Origin of the sequence: Kitasatospora sp. NPDC096204, from assembly GCF_044763205.1 — a bacterium.
Taxonomy (GTDB): Bacteria; Actinomycetota; Actinomycetes; order Streptomycetales; family Streptomycetaceae; genus Kitasatospora.
The window spans coordinates 74,631-91,645 of the sequence record NZ_JBIWFT010000023.1 but is presented as its reverse complement, the minus strand read 5'-3'; the positions used below and the strand labels follow the sequence as shown (position 1 = coordinate 91,645).

Here is a 17,015-nt window from a genome sequence, read left to right as displayed (position 1 = left end):
CGCTCGGGCGCCTTCACACTGGGCGCGAAGCCGCCAACGACACTTCTGGGCTTCGCAATGGGCCCCCTTCTCCATCTCCGTGTCGACGCAGGTGACGATCTACTCCCGTTGCGTCTTCCCGTCCACCGCCGAGGCGTGGGCGGGGCCGCAGAGCAGGAGGCAGTGGCCGCCATGAGTGTCGCGGCCGGGCGGTGCGGGTTCATTCCGATCCCCCGAGACCGCCGGACGGTGCCGTCCGGGCTCGCGTCCGAAGAAGTGCGTCGAGCGCTGACGATGTGCCAGGTGGTCGCTCCGGCTACCTCCGCCGTTGGAGGTAGGTGTGGATCGTCCCGGCCAGGGCGGGTGCCTGCTCGTAGGCGAGCGGCGCGAGTTCGGGCGGGAGGACGAAGCCGTCGGGGAGCAGCTCGTAGGCGTCGGTGAGCTGCCGGTGGTAGGCGGCGGCGAGGGACTGTGGCCAGGCTCCGGTCAGGGGTGGGCGCATCCGGGCCTCGGCGGCGAGGGCCTGGTGGTGGGCGGCGGCCTCGGCGATCGCCTCCTGGGCGGTCCAGTCGCTGATCGGCGCCCGGTCGGGTCGCCACGGCGCGAGCCAGGGGCTCGGTGTGCCGTCGACGATCTCCCGGGCGAGTTCCTGGGCGATCAGGGGCGAGGCGTGCAGGCCGTCCCGGTGGGTGCCGGTCGCCACCCAGAGCCCGGGTCGGCCGGTGGCCCCGATCAGCGGGTGGCCGTCCAGGCCGATCGGCCGGTTGCCGAAGTGCAGGTGGCGCAGTCGGGCGGTGGCGAGGCCGTGGTGGAGCTGGCCGAGGGCGGCTTCGAGGAGGAACCGTACGGCGCCCAGCTGTGGGCTGTCGCCGGGGGCGAGCGCGGGGGCGGCGCTGGCCCCGAGGTACCAGCTGCCGTCGGCCTGGGGCACGGCGTGCAGCCCGCACGCGTACGCCCGGTTCGGGGTGCGGAGCACGGCGGGCAGCGGAGCCGGGGCGGACACGCTCACGGCGGTGCCCTCCGCCGCGGCCACCGGCAGAAGCGTCAGCTCGGGATCCAGCGCCTCGACCAGCGGGCTCGTCCACGCCCCGGCGGCCACCACCACGGCGGGTGCGGTGATGCTCCCGTCGCGGGTCGACAGGACGTAGCCGGATCCGTCCGACCGCAGCGGGGCGGCGGCAGTCCGCGTCACGTTCGGCAGCGAGCCGAGCGCGCCGTCCAGGGATGCGAGCCAGCGGCGGGCGTCCAGGAACGCCTCCTCGGGCAGGTGGAGGGCGCGCAGCGGCCGCTCGTTGTCCAGCGGCCGCACGGCCGGCACGTCGGCGGGCTCGATCTCCTTGACCGCGACGCCGTACTCGCGACCGGCGCGGACGATCGCCGCGAACGACCGTTCGTCCAACGGTGAACTGACCGCGTTCAACAGGACGAACGTGCCGGCCGCGTAACCGTCATCGTCCGGTCGGGCCCCGGCGGCACCGGCCTTCCGCACGGTGCTGCGCCACCGCGGCCACCGCCTGGCGGCCTCCAGGGCCAGCTCGACCCGCAGACGCCCGTGCCGGCGGCTCAGCGAGGCCTCGGTCACCTCGCCCAGCGCCCCGAGCATGGCGCCGGCCGCTTCCGAGGCCCCGGGGCCCCGGCGGCCGGACAGCACGACCCGGAGCCCCGGCCGACCGGAGGCCAGCGCGAAGGCCACCGAACGGCCCACCACACCCGCGCCCACCACGATCACGTCCACCACGCGACGCGCCACCGAAGACCCTCCGCCCGACGACCGGCACCAGCCTTCAGGACTACCCGCGGCGTCACCGGATATCCCGACCCGCGGGGGGATACGCCGCCCCGTCGGGTGCGGGGCGTGCGGGGGATCGGGAACGAGCGGGTGGGCCTTCCACCGGACGGTGCCCCCTGGCCGGCCGGACGGTCTGCCCGATGCCCCGCACGTCGTCATCCTCAACTCGCGTGCACCGCGCGGGATCCCCTCTCACACCGCGCGGGATCCCCTCTCACTTCTCGACGAAGACGATGTCCTCGATCCGGGGGCGCAGCTTGATCGTGTCGCCGACGACGTCGATGACGCGGTGCAGGCCCTTGGTCGAGTCCCTCTGGTCGGAGAGGAAGTACTCGTCGTCCCCGCCGGCGAGGAAGGCGGGGAGGTGGTCGAGGGACGGCCCGAAGAGCCGCAGGTAGTCGGCCAGGCGCCGGAACAGCTTCGGCATGACGACCAGGCGGTCGGTGAGGGAGCTCAGGTCCTCGATCGTGGCGCCGCTGTGGGTGACGTCGTTGGCCCAGACGCTGTCGGGCGCCTTCTCGGCCCGCGCCTTCTGGCTGGTGGCGGCCATGTCGAGGCGAAGTTCCCTCGGCAGGTTCTTGTAGAACGTCGGGTAGACCAGGCCACGGGAGAGCAGTTCGTGGTTGGCGGTCTGGTGCAGCAGCGGCACGTCGACCCTGAGGACGGCCCCGCTCTCGGCGTCCGGGATCGGCGCACCCTTGCCGACCATGGCGACGCAGCGCCCGTAGGTGTCGGCGCCACCGGTGAGGATGAACCCGGCGACGGTCTCCGGGGTGGCGGAGGTGACCTTCTCGTCCGCCCCCTGCGCGACGTCGGTGAAGCCCAGCCAGGTCAGCAGGGCGTCCCGGGCGGCGTGCGCGCCCAGGTCGAGCGGCTGGTGCACGAAGTCGGGGCCGACGCCCAGGAAATGGGTCTCCAACGCGTCGATCCCGTCCAGCCGAAGGCTGGCGCCACCGTGGTCGTCCGTCTTGACCTTGTGGTCGCCGGGGAGTTGGGACCAGATGGTGATGTCGTCGGGGAGGAAGTGGACGGTGTCACCGTCCGGTTCGAAGCCCTTGATCTGGTAGCGGCCCTTGATGAGCGTCATGGTCATGGGTTGCCTCCCGTAGTCGAGTCGCGACCCATTGTGATGCTCTTCGTGGGCAAACGGCGGAACCGTACGGTCGGCGCGTTGGCCGGCCGGCGTTGATCGCGGCTACTCGGCGGCGTACGTCTCCTGCGGGTTCTTACACGCCTTTGCCGTCGCTCTGCCGGGCGGCTGACGGGGGCCCGGCAGAGTCGTGCTCACACCGACCGCAGGACGTATGGAGGGCACGGCGATGACGACGAGCACGGTCACGAACACGAGCACGGGCACGAACGCGGGCACGGGCACGAACGCGGGCACGAACACGAACGGCTCGGCGAGGCGCGGCACCCTGGCGGCCGCGGCCCTGGCCGTACTGGCGGCCGCACTGCCGCTCACCGCCGCCCCGGCCGCGCAGGCCTCCCCGGCCGACACCCGGGGCCGAGCCGCCTGGTGTCCGGCCGTCCCCGGGCACCGGGTCGACTGCACGACCATGCGCCGCCCGCTGGTCGCGGACGAGCCGCGCCTGGGCGGCATCGACGTGAGCTACGCGGTGGTCCGCCACAGCCGCCCCGGCCCGGCGCTGGGCACCGTCGCGTTCAACCCCGGCGGCCCCGGCGAGACCCTGATCGACCGCGCCGAGCAGGTGGCCGGCGCGTTGCAGGGGGTGCTGGACGACTACGACCTGCTGCTGCTGGACCCGCGCGGCACCGGCCGCTCCGGCCGGCTGCCCTGCGACGTCACCGAGGCCGAGTACCGCTGGGCCCCGCGGGCCGGCCAGCGCGAGGTCGTCGCCGAGTGCGCCGAGGAGCTCGGCCCGCGTGCCCGCGGCTACACCAGCGCCGCCACCGCCGACGACATCGACGCCGCCCGCGAGCGCCTGGGCGCCCCCAAGCTGGTGCTGTACGGCATGTCGTACGGCACCTACCTGATGCCGGTCTTCGCCGACCGCCACCCCGAGCGGGTCGAGAAGATGGTGCTGTCCGGCGCCTACCCGATCGCCTTCGACTCCCTGGCCCAGTCGGGCGCCCAGCAGGTCTCCCTGACGCTGCGCCGGATCTGCGAGCGCAGCGGCGCCTGCGACCCGGACACCGCGGTGCACGATCTCGCCGCCGTCACCGAGCGGCTGCGCAACCGCCCGCTGAAGGTGACCGCCAAGCTCGACGGTGAGCGGCGCACAGTCCTGTTCACCGAGGACAAGCTCGCCAACCTGATGTACGAGCCGGCCACCCGCGGCATCGGCCTGCACCCCGGAGAGCCCGGACTGCTGGGCGCCCTGCCCGCCGCCCTGCACGCCTTCGCCGCGGGCGACGACGGGCCGCTGGCCGCCCTGGTGCGCGGCGAGGTGGAGGGCACCGGCACCGAGGACCAGGCCTCGTTCCTGGCCGTCACCTGCAACGACTACGTCCGCACCTGGGATCCGAACGCCCCGGTGTCGGAGCGCCGCCGCCAGTACAACGCCGCCCTGGCCGCCGCCGACCCGGCCGACTTCGGGGCCTTCAGCCCCAAGGGCTGGGCGGCGGGCCAGACCGACGGCGGGGACAACTGCCTGAACTGGCCGAGCCGGGGCACCGCCCGCCCGCAGCCGACCGACCTGAAGAACCTGCCCGACGTGCCCGTCCTGGTGCTCTCCGGAGACCTCGACACCAACACCCCCGAGGCCAGCTCCCGCCTGTCGGCGGCCCAGTTCCGCCACAGCGCGTTCGTCTCGGTACCCAACAGCGGTCACCTCCCGGAGATGGAGTCCACCGGCTGCGCCCTGGAGATCTCCAGCCGCTTCATCCGCACCGGGGAGGTCGGCGACACCTCCTGCCTCTCCCGGATCCCGCCCGTCACCGTCGTCCCCGTCCCGCGCTGATCCGCTGACCGGCCACCCCCGACCGGTATGACCACGCCCGCCACCAGCGAAAATGACGCCATGACAGATTCCACCGCCGTCGCCCGACGCACCATCCTGGTCGTCGAGGACGACCCCGGCGTCCGCAGCACCCTCGACCACCTGCTGCGCTTCGAGGGCTACCGGGTGCTCACCACCGCCGACGGGCAGGAGGCCCTGGAGCTCCTGGAGCACCGGCGCCCCGACCTCGCCGTGGTGGACGTGGTCATGCCCCGCCTCGACGGCCTCGCGCTCTGCCGGATGCTGCGCCGGCGCGGCGACCGCCTGCCCATCCTGGTCCTCACCGCCCGCCACCAGCTCGGCGACCGGGTCGCCGGGCTGGACGCGGGCGCCGACGACTACCTCGCCAAACCCTTCGCCACCGAGGAACTGCTGGCCCGGATACGCGCCCTGTTGCGCCGCACCGAGCCGCCACGCACCGAGGACGGCGACGGCACCGACAGCGCCCACCTCGCCCTCGCCGACCTCACCCTGGACCCCGCCGCCCGCCTGGCCCACCGCGGCACACGCCGACTCGACCTGACCAAGACCGAGTTCGACCTGCTGGACCTGCTCCTGCGCAACCAGGGAACCGTCCTGAGCCGCCACCAGATCTACCAGCGCATCTGGGGCTACGACTTCGACACCGACTCGCGCTCGCTCGACGTCTACGTCGGCTACCTGCGGCGCAAGACCGAGGAGGACGGCGAGCCCCGGCTGATCCACACCGTGCGCAACGTCGGCTACACGGTCAGGACCGCCTGATGCTGCGCACCAGGATCGGCCTCGTGGTCCTCGCCTCCGTCCTGCTGGCGATCGCCGTGCCCGTCACCGCCGCCTACCGCGGCGTCAGCACCCTGGTCTCCGAGCAGCTCGACCGGAGCCTCCAGGACCGGGCCCACACCGTGCTCGCCGCCCTGGACCTCGGCCGCCTGCCGCCCGCCAGGCCCGACACCGTCGAACAGCTGCTGCCCGCCGACGGCGCCGCGCGCCCGCTGACCCCGGGCAGTCCCGCACTGCCGGTCTCGGCCCGCGCCCTGGAGGTGGCCCGCACCGGGCAGGGCTCCCACCAGGAGGACGCCACCGTCGACGGCACCCCCTACGGCGTCCTCACCCAGGCCCGCCCGGACGGGCAGGGCGCGGTGATGGTCGGCCAGACCTACGCCGGGGTCACCGAGGTCGACGAGGCGTTCCTGCAGCGGATCACCGTCACCAGTGCGGCGGCCGCGGCCTCCTGCGCCCTGCTCAGCTGGCTCGTCCTCGGCCGGATCCTGCGCCCGGTGCGGCGCCTGGCCGCCGCCGCCGAACACATCACCACCACCCGCGACCTGGCCACCCCGCTGCCCGCCGCCGGGCGCGACGAGATCGGCGGCCTCACCCGGGCCTTCGAGTCGATGGTCGGCGCGCTGCGCCGCTCCCGCGAGCAGCAGCAGCGCCTGGTCCAGGACGCCAGCCACGAACTGCGCACCCCGCTGACCTCGGTGCGCGGCTGCGCCGAGCTCCTCCAGCGCGCCCGCGGCCGGCTCGCCCCCGAGGACGAGGAGCAGATCCTCGCCACCCTGGTCAACGAGACCGTCGCGCTCGACGAAATCGTGCGCGAGCTCGTCGAGTTGGCCACCGACCGGCAGACCGCGGAGGACCCGGAGCCGCTCGACCTGCCGGCCGCCGCCGAGGACAGCGCCCGGCGATTCCACCGCCGTACCGGCCGCGAGATCGCCGTCACCGTCGAGGGCCCGGTACCGGTGCTGGCCCGCCCACGCGCACTGCAACGCTGCGTGGACAACCTGGTGGGCAACGCCGTCAAGTTCAGTCCGGACGGCACCCCGGTGGAGATCCGGGTCACCGGCACCCGGCTGTCCGTGCGCGACCACGGGCCCGGCATCGCCCCCGGCGACCGGCAGGCCGTCTTCGAGCGCTTCTTCCGCGCCGCCGGCACCCAGGCCACCCCGGGCTCGGGGCTGGGGCTGGCCATCGTCCACGACCTCGTCGCCGCCGACCACGGCACCGTCTTCGCCACCGCCGCCCCCGGCGGGGGCGCCGAGGTCGGCTTCCACCTGCCGCCCGCCCCGAGCACTGACCGCCCGCCCCTGAGCACCGACCACCCGTCGGGGAGCCATCCGACGATCAGCGGCTAGCTGGATTCCTCGTGGATCCTGTTCATGACCTGCAGGTATTTCTGGAAGAGGTTCAACATGTGAGTCTTCGTCGTTGCGACCCAGGCGTTGAGCGCGTCCTGCTTCTTCTTCCCCCTCATCCCGTTCTCCTGCGTCTTCCTCCGGTAGGCGTCCAGGTCGAAGATCTTCGCCTCGAGGTCACCGGCGGTCGTCACGGCGGTCACGGACGTCACCACCGGATCTTCCTCCCAGGCGACGCCGTAGTGCAGGGTGGCGGCCGCGTGCCGCATGTCCTCGACGAACTTTCCGTAGACCTGGGAGTTCGTGTCTCCGGCTCGGCCGGCACCACCCCCCACCACGGCCTGCGCCGATTCGTACTCCTCGTTCGCACGCAGGGTCTTCGCCTGGTCCGCGAGCGTCTTCAGCTCGTCGATCAGGCCGGTGACCGCCTGCTGCGCGTCCGGACTCTCGTACAGCAGGCTCTCGTTCTGTTCCCTGAGCTTCGGGATGATGCTGAGCATCGCGTCCCCCAGAGCGTTGAACAGGTGGTCGCCCTGCTTGGGGCCGTCCACGGCCTTGCCTTTTGCGGCATCGCCTTTCGAGGATCCTTGACCGCTGTTCTTGCCCATCCGCTGGACCGGTGCCGTTCCCCTTCCCGGTCCCGTTCCCGGTCCCGTTCCCGTGCGCGGCACCGCGCGTGGTGCCCGCTGGACAGCGGTCTCCCCGGCGGGCGCGCGCATGACCCCGGCCTTCGCGCGCATGACCCGGGTCGCGTTGGCCTCCGCTTCGCGTTCGAAGCGGTCGGAGGGGTCGGAGACCCGCAGGCCCGCTCCGTTGTCGGTGCCGGCGACGGAGCCCTGGCGCTGTTGGATGACGTGGGTGAGTTCGTGGGCGAGAGTGTGCTGGTCGCCGCCGCCGTCGCCGAGGACGATGTGACTCCCGCTGGTGTAGGCGTGGGCGCCGATCTCGGCGGCGGAGGCCCTGGCGGCACCGTCGTCATGGACGCGGACATCGGTGAAGTCGGCGCCGAAGCGGCTCTCCATGTCGGTGCGGGTGGCCTCGTCGAGGGGCCGTCCGGCGGTCCGCAGGACGGCATGGACGGAGGAGCGCTGCACCGTGGGCGCGGAGTGCGCGGCTTGCCGGTCTTCGAGGCCGCCACTGTGCCCGGGCCGCCGCTCGCCGTCGAGGAGACCGGCCCGGCGCATCATCTGAACGACGGCGGCGTTGCCGGCCGAAGCCTGCAGGCCGAGCAGTCCCTGATCAGGGGTCAGCCCCGGGGCGGGCGTCGAGGCGGAGCGCGAGGCAGGCCGCGGGGCGGCTTTGCGCCGGCCGGTCTCACGGCCCTGGTCGTGTACGGGCATGGGCACACTCCGGTATCCGATGTCACTACCCGGACAGCACAACAGACCGAGCGTGAACGCACCATGTCGACAGGGGCAGTGTTCGTGTACCAGCGGATACGCCCGGGATGCCCACAAGGGCGGCGGGGAAGGAACGTCAGGCCGCCCGCGACGACGGTGCGGTGCAGGAACCGGCCGGGGACGACCGCGCCCCGGCCGACCCCCGACGGCACAACGGCGGCAGGGCGGTCACCACCCCGGTGGTGACCGCCCTGCCGCCGCTCGGTGTCCGGCTCAGTGACGGTGGCGCTTGCGGCGGGAAGCCGCCAGCAGGACCAGGCCGCCGCCGATGACGAGCGCGGCAACGCCGGTGGTGAGGGCGATCCGGCTGCCCGTGCCGGCCAGGATGCCGCCGCCCGATGACGTCTGGCCGGGCGGCCGGTGGGCGCCGGGCTGTTGTCACCGCTCGGGCCGGTGCTCGGGCCGCCGGTGCTCGCGCCGGGGCTTTGCGTGGGCGAGGCGGTCGGGGCCGGGGCCGAGGTGTGAACCGTGACGGTCGCGGTGCACTCGCCGCCGGCCGCCGCGGGCGGGCAGTTGCCGCCGGACCGGTCTGCCGTGACGGCGTTGCGCTGGGTGTGGTCCTCGGTGGCCGGGATCGCCACCGAGGCATGGGGGCTCCGGCTGCGGCGCACGCGCGTGGTGACCCATCACCGTCCGTCGAGGGCCCCCGGCGAGGAGCCTGGTCCTGACCGGGTCGGCGGGAACCGTGTGTGGTCGGGCGAATCTCCTGAGCGGGCGTCCATCGCGGATCAGACGTCCACTGCGGATCAGGCGTCCAGGGGGACGGGAGGGCCCGGAGTTCGCGGATCCCGGCCCCACGGGATCCCTTGCGGTCATGCCGACTCGAACTTGACCATCGCGTCGCCCGCAGCCGCGGCAGCGGCGAAGAAGTCCCTCAGCTCGCTCAGGTCCGCCGTCAACTCCCCAGCCCACGCCGGGCCCCACGGAGATGAGAAGCCGAGGGACACGACCTCTCGCGCCAGCGCGGCGTCCGAACGCTTGATCAGCTCGTCGACCACGACGCGGTCCAGGAACGCCGAGGCCGCCCGCACGTCGTCGGGTCGCAGCACACACAGCTGTGTCCCGACCCACCCGCACTCGGGGTCCTCCGCGCCCCCACCCGCTGCTCGCCCCCGAACACCGGCAGTCGAGCCACGCCACCCGAGGCCGCCTCGCCCGAGGTCAACGCGAAGTGCATCAGGTAGCCGTTGCGTGCGACGCCCATGACCATGCCGGCCTCACAGAGAGGCTCGAACTCCGCGTCGGACCAGTACGGCACCAGCGCGCCCAGCTCCTTCGGCGACAGCTCGTCCAACGACCCGCCGTTCACACGCCGCCAGAAGAAGTCCACGCTCATCTCGACACCCGCCTCCGATGCTGCCGGCCCGACACCGTTGGTGCCGCGTTCGCGACAGGCTAGGCGCTCCCTCCGACAAACCGATCAGGTGTTCTGGCGCCAGGCCGAGCGCGTTCCCGGAACGAACTACGCGAATACAGCGGTCCTCCAAGCCGTGCTCAGGCAAGCCAGTTGTTACCCGTGTGCCAGTGCCGCACCCACCCGTCGAAGCTTCTGGTCTCGGTAATCGGCGCCGGGAAGGCTCCGACGTCAGACACCATCCAGACCTCACCGCGGCGGGGGCCCGCCGTCACCAGCAGCCAGAACGACGGCCCGTCCTCGGCTCCGAGTACGACCGACCCGTGGGTGAGGACAGCATCGATGCGTGGGTCGTTGGCATCGTCCGTCTCGTCGTCCTCCCACCCCCATGCCTCATCCAGAGGGAACGGCAGTCCCGGGTGCCGCGGGCCCGTGTCCGGCCAGCTTGCAGGCAGCCATCCCAGCGGCTGGAGGCCGCCGTCCTCCGCGGGGCCGAGGCTGCTGCCGTTGCTGATCTCCGCGATGAAGGTCCGGTAGGGCTCCGGGAGCGTCACCCGATTCTCGGCTTCCCAGGCCTCGACCTCATCGTGGCCCAAGGCCGGCTCGCGCCACTCAGGTGCGAACGCTGAACGCAGGAAGTCGAGCGTGAGCTCACCAGGACGGAGATCAGGCGTGGTCGTCACAGGAGCATGCTGGCACAGGCGTCCGACAACTTGAGCTTGAGGCCGGGCCCAGACAGTGCTGCGCATTCTCGTGAACATAGCCACCGCTGGGCACTCGACCGTCGCGCACCTGAATCGCCGGTTCACCACCACGATCACGACCGGCGGCCCACCTGTCGGGGCACACCGTGCAGTGCTCAGCCGAGTACGCGGCAACATGCTCGCTCGGCGGCGTGGAAACCGCCTGAGCCCTTGGCGCGGCGGCAGGGGATCATGGACACATGCCCGAGGAATCCAACCCGTTGTCAGGCCTGTGGCCGCTTGCACCCTCCGATGAGACCGACTGGCTGCTGGAACTGTGCGGTTCCACCAGCCTGGGTGTGAAGCCGCGGTAGAAGGCGGCGAACTGCTCCTGCACCGGCAGTTCGGTGCCGGTCGCCGCCTGTGGGCCTCCGGGACCGGGCAGAGCCGATAACCCCGGGGCGATGCCGCCCTCCGAAGGCTCCCTGTCGTTCACCTGTTCCGTCCTCCCGGCCGCGCCGACTGCTGTGGGATCGTCAGACTCAGGCTGCTGCCGTCGCTGCGGACCTCACGGAGGCGGCTTCCCCCGGGCAGAGACCGGGCGAGCGCCACCAGGGTCTGCCGGTGTGCGTGTTCCTGATGTACCCGCCAACGTAGCCTCATGTACTGACACACCGCAGCGACTACGCGAACCCCCAGGCCCGATACGGTCACCACCGCCGAAGCAGCGAGCGGATCCATGCCATCCCTCCCCTCATGTCGCCGGCCCGATGCGGGCCCTTCACAGGTAGGTGGCGATGAACCCCCTCGGCGTGAACTCCCGGTCCGGAAAATCTCGAAGACGGGGGACGCGATGCTCCGTCAGCTGTCCGGTGGCTACAGGGAGGTGTGGTTCAGGGGCACAGCGCGGTGTTCAAACGGGCTCGGTGCGGTCTTGATCAGGTGCAGCAGCGAATCCTGAGGGCGCCCTCGCCGGATCACCGGTTTCCCGTCCGCGGACAACGGGGATTGTCCGGCGCCAGCCTGGGTGTTCCGGGTCTTCTCGTTGATGGACAATCACCACCGCTCGCAGTGTGGAACCGGGCCGGCTCTTCTGCCGGCATCTGTCCGCCGAACCGAGAAGGGCATCATGAAGCGACGAATCCTGGCGACCACCCTCGCCCCGGCCGCCATGGTGGCGGGCCTGGCGATGCCCGCCGCTGCCACGGCGAGCGCAACCACTGCGGTGACGGCCAACGCCGTGGCCGGCACCCAAGAAACCGGCACGACCAAGGCAGTCCAGGCCATCGGCATCTCGGACTGCCCGGACGCGCACCAGATCGGCGCCACCGCCTACATCAAGTTCGGCTCCGAAACGGCCGCCTCGGTCAAGCAGTACTACTCGCCCAGCTGCAAGGCGAACTTCGCCTACACGTACGAGTGGACGTCCTTCCGCAAGGCACACCCGGGTCTGTGGATCGGGGCCGCAGTGGCGGTGAGGCACCCCGGTACCCAGGCCTGGGACACCTACGGGGAGGGGTATACGACCGATCAGGAAGTCTGGTCGGACGGCACCCTGACCGCCGCGGACTGCACTGCGGCTTGGGGGAAGGTCAACTACAACGGCGGGATGGCCGTCCTGACCCCCGAGCGGTGCTGACAGGAAAAGCCGGATCCCTTCTGTGAGGTGACTCGTCCGGGTCGGTGGCCCCTCAGGGCACCCAGGGCGGGCCGCAGTCCACCGGACCGGCCCCGGGCAGCCGCAGGCAGCCGCCCGGGGCCGGTCCGGTGTCGCAGGGCCTGTACGTGTCGAGGCCTGCGATGCCGTCGTAGCACCACCTGATCGCCGCCTGCTGCGGAGCCCCCGCGCGCCGTCATGCGCACCGGCGGCAACCATGCAGGACGCCCTCCTCAGCGGCCCGGAGCCGGCCACCCAGCAGTCACCCACCTGGTCGCCTGGGGGGGGCGGAGCTGCTGAAGCGCCTCCCGGTGCCGCCGAAGGGGGCGTACGCCGTGGTGGAAGCGCCGTCACGGGAGCTTCCAGGTTGTCCGAAGAACCGGTGGCGACTCCAGAGCGCGGCCTGTTTGACTGTTCATCTACAAGTAATGTCCGGCGGTCGGTTGAGCGGCGGACCACCCGGTTCGGCCGCGGACCGGCGACAGGACAACAAGGCAACGGGACAACAAGGCAACGGGACAACAGGGCAAGGGGGCACTGGGTGGCTGGTGCTGGACGCCCGCAGGGGCGCCTCAAGGGAGAGACCGAGCAGGCGAACGCCCTGGCCGGCTTCGTGCGGGAGGTGACCTCCGGCATCACCGTCCGCAAGCTCGCTCAGCGCTACCCCGCCAGCAAGACCAGCTGGAGCGAGTACCGCTCCGCGGAGAAGGACATCCCGTGGCACCTGCTCCAGCGGCTGGTCCACGACCACGCGGCGGACCCGCGCGCCCGGGCGGCGCTGCTGGCGCGGGCCGGCCATCTGCACGAGCAGGCCGTTCGCGCGGCCGAAGGCTGCGGGCCCTCGGCCGCAGCACGGTCTGCCGCACAGAGGTCTGCCGCGCACCAGGCGCTGGACCGGGCCCGGCAGGCACAGCTGCTGGCCGAGGAGGGCGTGGCGGAGGCGGAGGAACTGATCCGCGTGCTCGTGGCGATCGTGGGTGAGCTGCGAGGTGAACTGGGCACCGGTTCCGCCGACGAAACGGGCCCTGCCGCATGGCAGCCGACGGACGGGGGCACCGCGGAGCTGCGACGGTCCCGGCTGAGGGAGGCGACGCATTGCCTGGCTGAGGTGCAACGCATCAGGCAGAGCGCGCACGAGGTGCAACGGGCAGCACAGCTGGAGCAGGACGCCGTCGGGCTCCTGGTGGGCCAGGAGCGCATGCCCGCCCGGGTGGACGACGGCCTGGAGCCGGGAGTCGGGCCGGTGGTGGCCGACGGGGTGCGGGCGCACCTGCCGGTGCTGCGGCGTCTGGAGGCCGAACTCGTGACGGTGCGGGAGGTACTGGCAGGCCGACGCCGGGAAGTGAGCCGGATGCTTCCCGCCACGACCGGTTCCGGGATCGTCCGTGGCGAGCTGGTCAGGGTCTCGGACATTCTCCCGACCGGCCCGTCGCTGCCCGGCACGGCGTTCGGCGGCCCGCCCCGTAGGGCGTTCGCCGGTGCGCGGCGGGAGCAAGCCCGGACGGCGTCGGCGATAGGGGCCGCGGCATTGCTGGCCGGAGTACTGGTACTGGCCGGTGTGCTGCTCGGCACGCACCTGAGGCCGAAGCCCGGTCCCGTCGACACGGTCCCCCGGGCGGCCGTCCCCCAGGCCGGGGTGGAGACGAGCACGATCGGCGGCTCTCCCTCTCCGGCGGGGGACACTCCTTCGCCTTCGGCTCCCGGTACCACGTCGGCCTCTCGATCGCCGGACAGCGCGCCTGCCCGGGCAGTGGGGGCGGAGCCCCCGTCGGCGGCCCGGACCACAGGAGCCGACGCCCCGCAGGAACCCGCAGCTCCCTCACCGTCGGACCGGAACGGCACGCTCGCACCACCACCGGTACCCACCGCCCCCGTGTCGACGCCGACGCCGACGGCGGATCGTCCGGTACCCAGTCGTCTCGGCGGAACCGCGATGCTTCCGCCGACGGGACCGGTGGCGATCAAGAACGGCAACAGCCTGCAGTGCGTGGCCACGTCCGGCGGAGGCCGGGAGGAGGGCCAGCAGCTACAGCAATACCCCTGCGGGGACTACCCCGACCACTTCTGGGAGGCCAAGAAGGCCTACACCGACACCGAAGGCGACACCTACTACCGGCTCGTCAGCTACAACAGCTCCCTGTGCCTCTCCGTCCGGGACTCCAGTACGGAAGCCGCAGCCCAGGTCGTCCAGTCGGCATGCAAGGACAGCCCCGGACAGGCCTGGAAGATCGAGAAGTGGCCGCACGGCATCCGCTTCGTCAACGGCAACAGCCGCCAGTGCCTCGCCGTCTCCCACGGCAGCAACGCCCCGCAGGCGCCCCTGATGCAGTACCCGTGCGGGGACTACCCGGACCACCACTGGGAGTACGGTCCACGCCGGTAGCCGACCGACTCACCCGCACTCCACCCTCTGGTCGCGGGCGTCCGCCGGGACCAGGACGCCGCCATCGCCGGTCTTGTCCGGCTCCTGGGACAGCAACACACGCCCGCTGCGCCTGCGGTGGCTCGCCCGCGATGCCCCTCCGGCGTCAACGGAATCGAGAGGGCGTCCTCTCGGGAAGTCGATCAAAACGCCTCGTCCGGCCCGTCGGCCCGCTAGTCTGCCTGTCATGCACGCGTTCGAACCATGCGTCTGACATCTGGTTTCGCCCCATCAGGCGGGCATCGCAGAAGTCGGGTCCGGTCGGCGAGCACTCCTGGCCGGACCCCGATGCATGCTCCGGCGCGACCGACATCTCCATGCCAGGGGGGAAAATGAGACCTGTTCGAATACGCCACCGGATCGGTATGTCGGCGGTCGCGGTGCTGACTGTCGCGGGGTCCGCCGTATTGGTGCCGCCGGGAGAGGCGGTGGCCGCGTCCGGGCCCACCGATCATGTCATCTTCTGGAACAAGGTCCTGCTCGACGCGTACCGGCAGGCTCGCAATACCGGTCCCGGGCCTTTGGCCCACGCGGGAGCCGTGATGCACACGGCGATCTGGGACGCGATGGACTCCGTCACGCCCGCCGCCGATCGCCGGTTCCGTCCGTATCTGACCGTGGTGCCGGCTCCCGGCACCGCCTCGGTCGAGGCGGCGATCGACCAGGCCGCGCACGACACCCTGGCCGGGCTCTTCCCCGGCTTCAACCCCGGCCACGACTTCGCCGCCGACTTCAACCAGGCCCTCGCCACGGCACGGGCCACCATCCCGGCCTCCGTCACCCAGACGGCCCGCAACCAGGGAGCCGCGGTCGGCAGCGAGGTGGCCCGGGTCGCGATCGAGAGCCGGCCCGGCACCACACCCGCCTGGGACCCGTCCTACACCCTCGACAACGTGCCCGGCGCCTGGCGGCCCACGGACCCGGGGCAGTCGGCGCCCGTCAACCCCAACTGGGGCCGGCTCGCTCCATTCGCCATGACCTCCGGCGCACAGTTCCGTCCCCAGCCTCCCGCGCAGGCCGCCTCCTACGCGGCACTGCTGGCCGACCCGGCGTACGCCACGCAGGTCAACGAGGTCAAGTCGCTGGGCTCGGCCACGTCCACCACCCGCACCGCCGATCAGACGAAGCAGGCGTTCTTCTGGGCCAACGACGCCGACGGCACCTACAAGCCGCCCGGCCAACTGTTCGACATCACCCAGACGGTCGCCCGGCAGAAGGGGCTGACCCAGACGGAGAACGCCAGGCTGTTCGCCCTGGTCGCGGTGGCCCTGGCCGATGCCTCGATCGTCGCCTGGGACGCCAAGTACGCGAGCAACATCGACTTGTGGCGCCCGCAGAGCGCGATCCGGCTCGCGGACCCGAGCACCAGCCCGGCCATCACCCCGGACCCGGCCTGGCAGCCCCTGTCCGTCAACCCGGCGGGCCAGCACTTCAGCCCGCCCTTCCCCGCCTACATCTCCGGACACGCCACCTTCGGCGCGGCCTGGGCCGGGGTGATGCGCGGCATCTTCGGTGACCAGGTCACCTTCACCGCCACCACCGACGACCCTCAAGCGGTCGGTGCCACCCGCACCTTCACCACCTTCACCGACGCGGCCCGAGAGGACGCCCTGAGCCGTATCTACCTCGGCGTTCACTACCGCTGGGACGCCGACGCCGGGGTGGCGGCAGGCAACTCCCTGGGCGCCTACGTCCGCGGCAACGTTCTCACCACGGCAGCTGCCTATGTTCCCGGCACCGGATGGACCTTCGCGGGAATCGCCGACTACGACGGCGACGGATACTCCGACACCATCGCCCGGGACGATGCAAGCGGCAGCCTGTACCTCTTCCCCGGGGCCGGAGACGGATACAGCAGCCGGGCACGCGTCGAGATCGGCACCGGCTGGAACAACACCACGTTCGCCGGTGTCGCGGACTACACCGGCGACGGCAAGCCCGATGTCATCTCCCGCAACAACGGCAACGGCAACCTCTACGTCCACCCCGGTACCGGTGGGACGGGCCGCCTGGCGGCAGGCGTCGAAATCGGTTTCGGCTGGCAGGACTTCACGTTCGCCGGTGTCGCGGATTACACGGGCGACGGCAAGCCTGATGTCGTCACGCGTAACAACGGCAACGGCAACCTGTACGTCTATCCCGGCACTGGCGGTACGGGCCAGGTCGCCGCTGCTGCGGAGATCGGTGGCGGCTGGCAGGACTTCACGTTCGCGGGTGTCGCGGATTACACCGGTGACGGCAAGCCTGATGTCGTCACGCGTAACAACGGCAACGGCAACCTGTACGTCTACCCCGGCACCGGTGGCACCGGCCAGGTCGCCGCAGGCCGAGAGATCGGCAGCGGCTGGTGACCCACCGAGCCGGCCCGAGGGAGTGCCGAGCCAGGAGCGTCCTGCGCCCGCTGCAACCTACGAGAGCTGACCCGGTGAACACCGAGAGCGTCCCCGCGCCACAAGACCACCGGAAAGCGGGCGTCTGAACGGCGCTGACCCGCCGCCGAGAGACGGCGGGCTCGCCCGGGCGCGGGCGAGGACGGAGCGGGGCCCCGGGCGCTGCCGCCCTGGGTCCCGCCCGTACGCCGCGGCCTCGATTGGGTACGGCAGTTCCGGTACGGGCTGGGCCGGGGTGTGGTGGTCGACGGCGACGTCGCGCTC

11 protein-coding genes are annotated in these 17,015 nt (G+C 72.0%); 6 read left to right on the top strand and 5 right to left on the bottom strand.

Annotated elements, in window-relative coordinates; genetic code table 11:
* Window positions 1-295: 295 nt before the first annotated feature.
* Window positions 296-1,729: an NAD(P)/FAD-dependent oxidoreductase gene (locus tag ACIQ87_RS24590; protein ID WP_402410124.1), complete on the bottom strand. Its 1,434-nt coding sequence runs from the start codon at window positions 1,727-1,729 to the stop codon at window positions 296-298.
* A gap of 253 nt (window positions 1,730-1,982) precedes the next feature.
* Window positions 1,983-2,861 (bottom strand): nuclease, encoded by an 879-nt coding sequence (locus tag ACIQ87_RS24585; RefSeq protein WP_402410122.1) that lies wholly within the window; start codon window positions 2,859-2,861, stop codon window positions 1,983-1,985.
* A 226-nt stretch (window positions 2,862-3,087) separates the two neighbouring features.
* On the opposite strand from ACIQ87_RS24585, the gene ACIQ87_RS24580 reads away from it, so the two are divergent.
* Genes ACIQ87_RS24580 through ACIQ87_RS24570 form a run of 3 tightly spaced genes read left to right on the top strand, consistent with a single transcriptional unit; the run spans window position 3,088 to window position 6,845 of the window.
* Window positions 3,088-4,692, top strand: coding sequence for an alpha/beta fold hydrolase (locus ACIQ87_RS24580; RefSeq protein ID WP_402410120.1), 1,605 nt, complete (start codon window positions 3,088-3,090; stop codon window positions 4,690-4,692).
* Window positions 4,693-4,752: 60 nt separating this feature from the next.
* A complete protein-coding gene (locus ACIQ87_RS24575) occupies window positions 4,753-5,475 on the top strand; it encodes a response regulator transcription factor (protein ID WP_402410118.1) in 723 nt (240 codons plus the stop codon).
* Window positions 5,475-6,845, top strand: coding sequence for an ATP-binding protein (locus tag ACIQ87_RS24570; RefSeq protein ID WP_402410116.1), 1,371 nt, complete (start codon window positions 5,475-5,477; stop codon window positions 6,843-6,845). Before ACIQ87_RS24575 ends, ACIQ87_RS24570 begins: the two co-directional genes overlap by 1 nt.
* Here ACIQ87_RS24570 and ACIQ87_RS24565 read toward each other — a convergent pair.
* The 3 genes from ACIQ87_RS24565 to ACIQ87_RS24555 all read right to left on the bottom strand — a co-directional run bounded on the left by ACIQ87_RS24565 (window position 6,842) and on the right by ACIQ87_RS24555 (window position 10,282).
* Window positions 6,842-8,185: a DUF4157 domain-containing protein gene (locus ACIQ87_RS24565; protein ID WP_402410114.1), complete on the bottom strand. Its 1,344-nt coding sequence runs from the start codon at window positions 8,183-8,185 to the stop codon at window positions 6,842-6,844. The two genes, ACIQ87_RS24570 and ACIQ87_RS24565, sit on opposite strands and share 4 nt — an antisense overlap.
* 872 nt (window positions 8,186-9,057) lie before the next feature.
* Window positions 9,058-9,294 (bottom strand): DUF1877 family protein, encoded by a 237-nt coding sequence (locus ACIQ87_RS24560; protein ID WP_402410112.1) that lies wholly within the window; start codon window positions 9,292-9,294, stop codon window positions 9,058-9,060.
* Window positions 9,295-9,739: 445 nt separating this feature from the next.
* Complete coding sequence (locus ACIQ87_RS24555; protein WP_402410110.1) at window positions 9,740-10,282, bottom strand: SMI1/KNR4 family protein; 543 nt, start codon at window positions 10,280-10,282, stop codon at window positions 9,740-9,742.
* Between the two features lie 1,129 nt (window positions 10,283-11,411).
* Between ACIQ87_RS24555 and ACIQ87_RS24550 the strand changes: the two genes are divergently transcribed.
* From ACIQ87_RS24550 to ACIQ87_RS24540, 3 genes are all read left to right on the top strand, one after another.
* A complete protein-coding gene (locus tag ACIQ87_RS24550; RefSeq protein ID WP_402410108.1) occupies window positions 11,412-11,921 on the top strand; it encodes a hypothetical protein in 510 nt (169 codons plus the stop codon).
* A 559-nt stretch (window positions 11,922-12,480) separates the two neighbouring features.
* The gene (locus ACIQ87_RS24545) at window positions 12,481-14,322 is read left to right on the top strand and encodes an RICIN domain-containing protein (protein WP_402410107.1); all 1,842 of its coding nucleotides are present in this window, start codon (window positions 12,481-12,483) and stop codon (window positions 14,320-14,322) included.
* A 581-nt stretch (window positions 14,323-14,903) separates the two neighbouring features.
* Window positions 14,904-16,712, top strand: a complete 1,809-nt coding sequence (locus ACIQ87_RS24540) for an FG-GAP-like repeat-containing protein (protein WP_402410106.1) — start codon at window positions 14,904-14,906, stop codon at window positions 16,710-16,712.
* The last annotated feature ends 303 nt before the right edge of the window (window positions 16,713-17,015 follow it).

Excerpts from the sequence above, each read along its gene's own strand:
- ACIQ87_RS24585 (WP_402410122.1), bottom strand. The coding sequence starts at position 2,861 with ATGACCATGACGCTCATCAAGGGCCGCTACCAGATCAAGGGCTTCGAA.
- ACIQ87_RS24580 (WP_402410120.1), top strand. The coding sequence starts at position 3,088 with ATGACGACGAGCACGGTCACGAACACGAGCACGGGCACGAACGCGGGC.
- ACIQ87_RS24575 (WP_402410118.1), top strand. The coding sequence starts at position 4,753 with ATGACAGATTCCACCGCCGTCGCCCGACGCACCATCCTGGTCGTCGAG.
- ACIQ87_RS24570 (WP_402410116.1), top strand. The coding sequence starts at position 5,475 with ATGCTGCGCACCAGGATCGGCCTCGTGGTCCTCGCCTCCGTCCTGCTG.
- ACIQ87_RS24565 (WP_402410114.1), bottom strand. The coding sequence starts at position 8,185 with ATGCCCGTACACGACCAGGGCCGTGAGACCGGCCGGCGCAAAGCCGCC.
- ACIQ87_RS24550 (WP_402410108.1), top strand. The coding sequence starts at position 11,412 with ATGAAGCGACGAATCCTGGCGACCACCCTCGCCCCGGCCGCCATGGTG.
- ACIQ87_RS24540 (WP_402410106.1), top strand. The coding sequence starts at position 14,904 with ATGCACACGGCGATCTGGGACGCGATGGACTCCGTCACGCCCGCCGCC.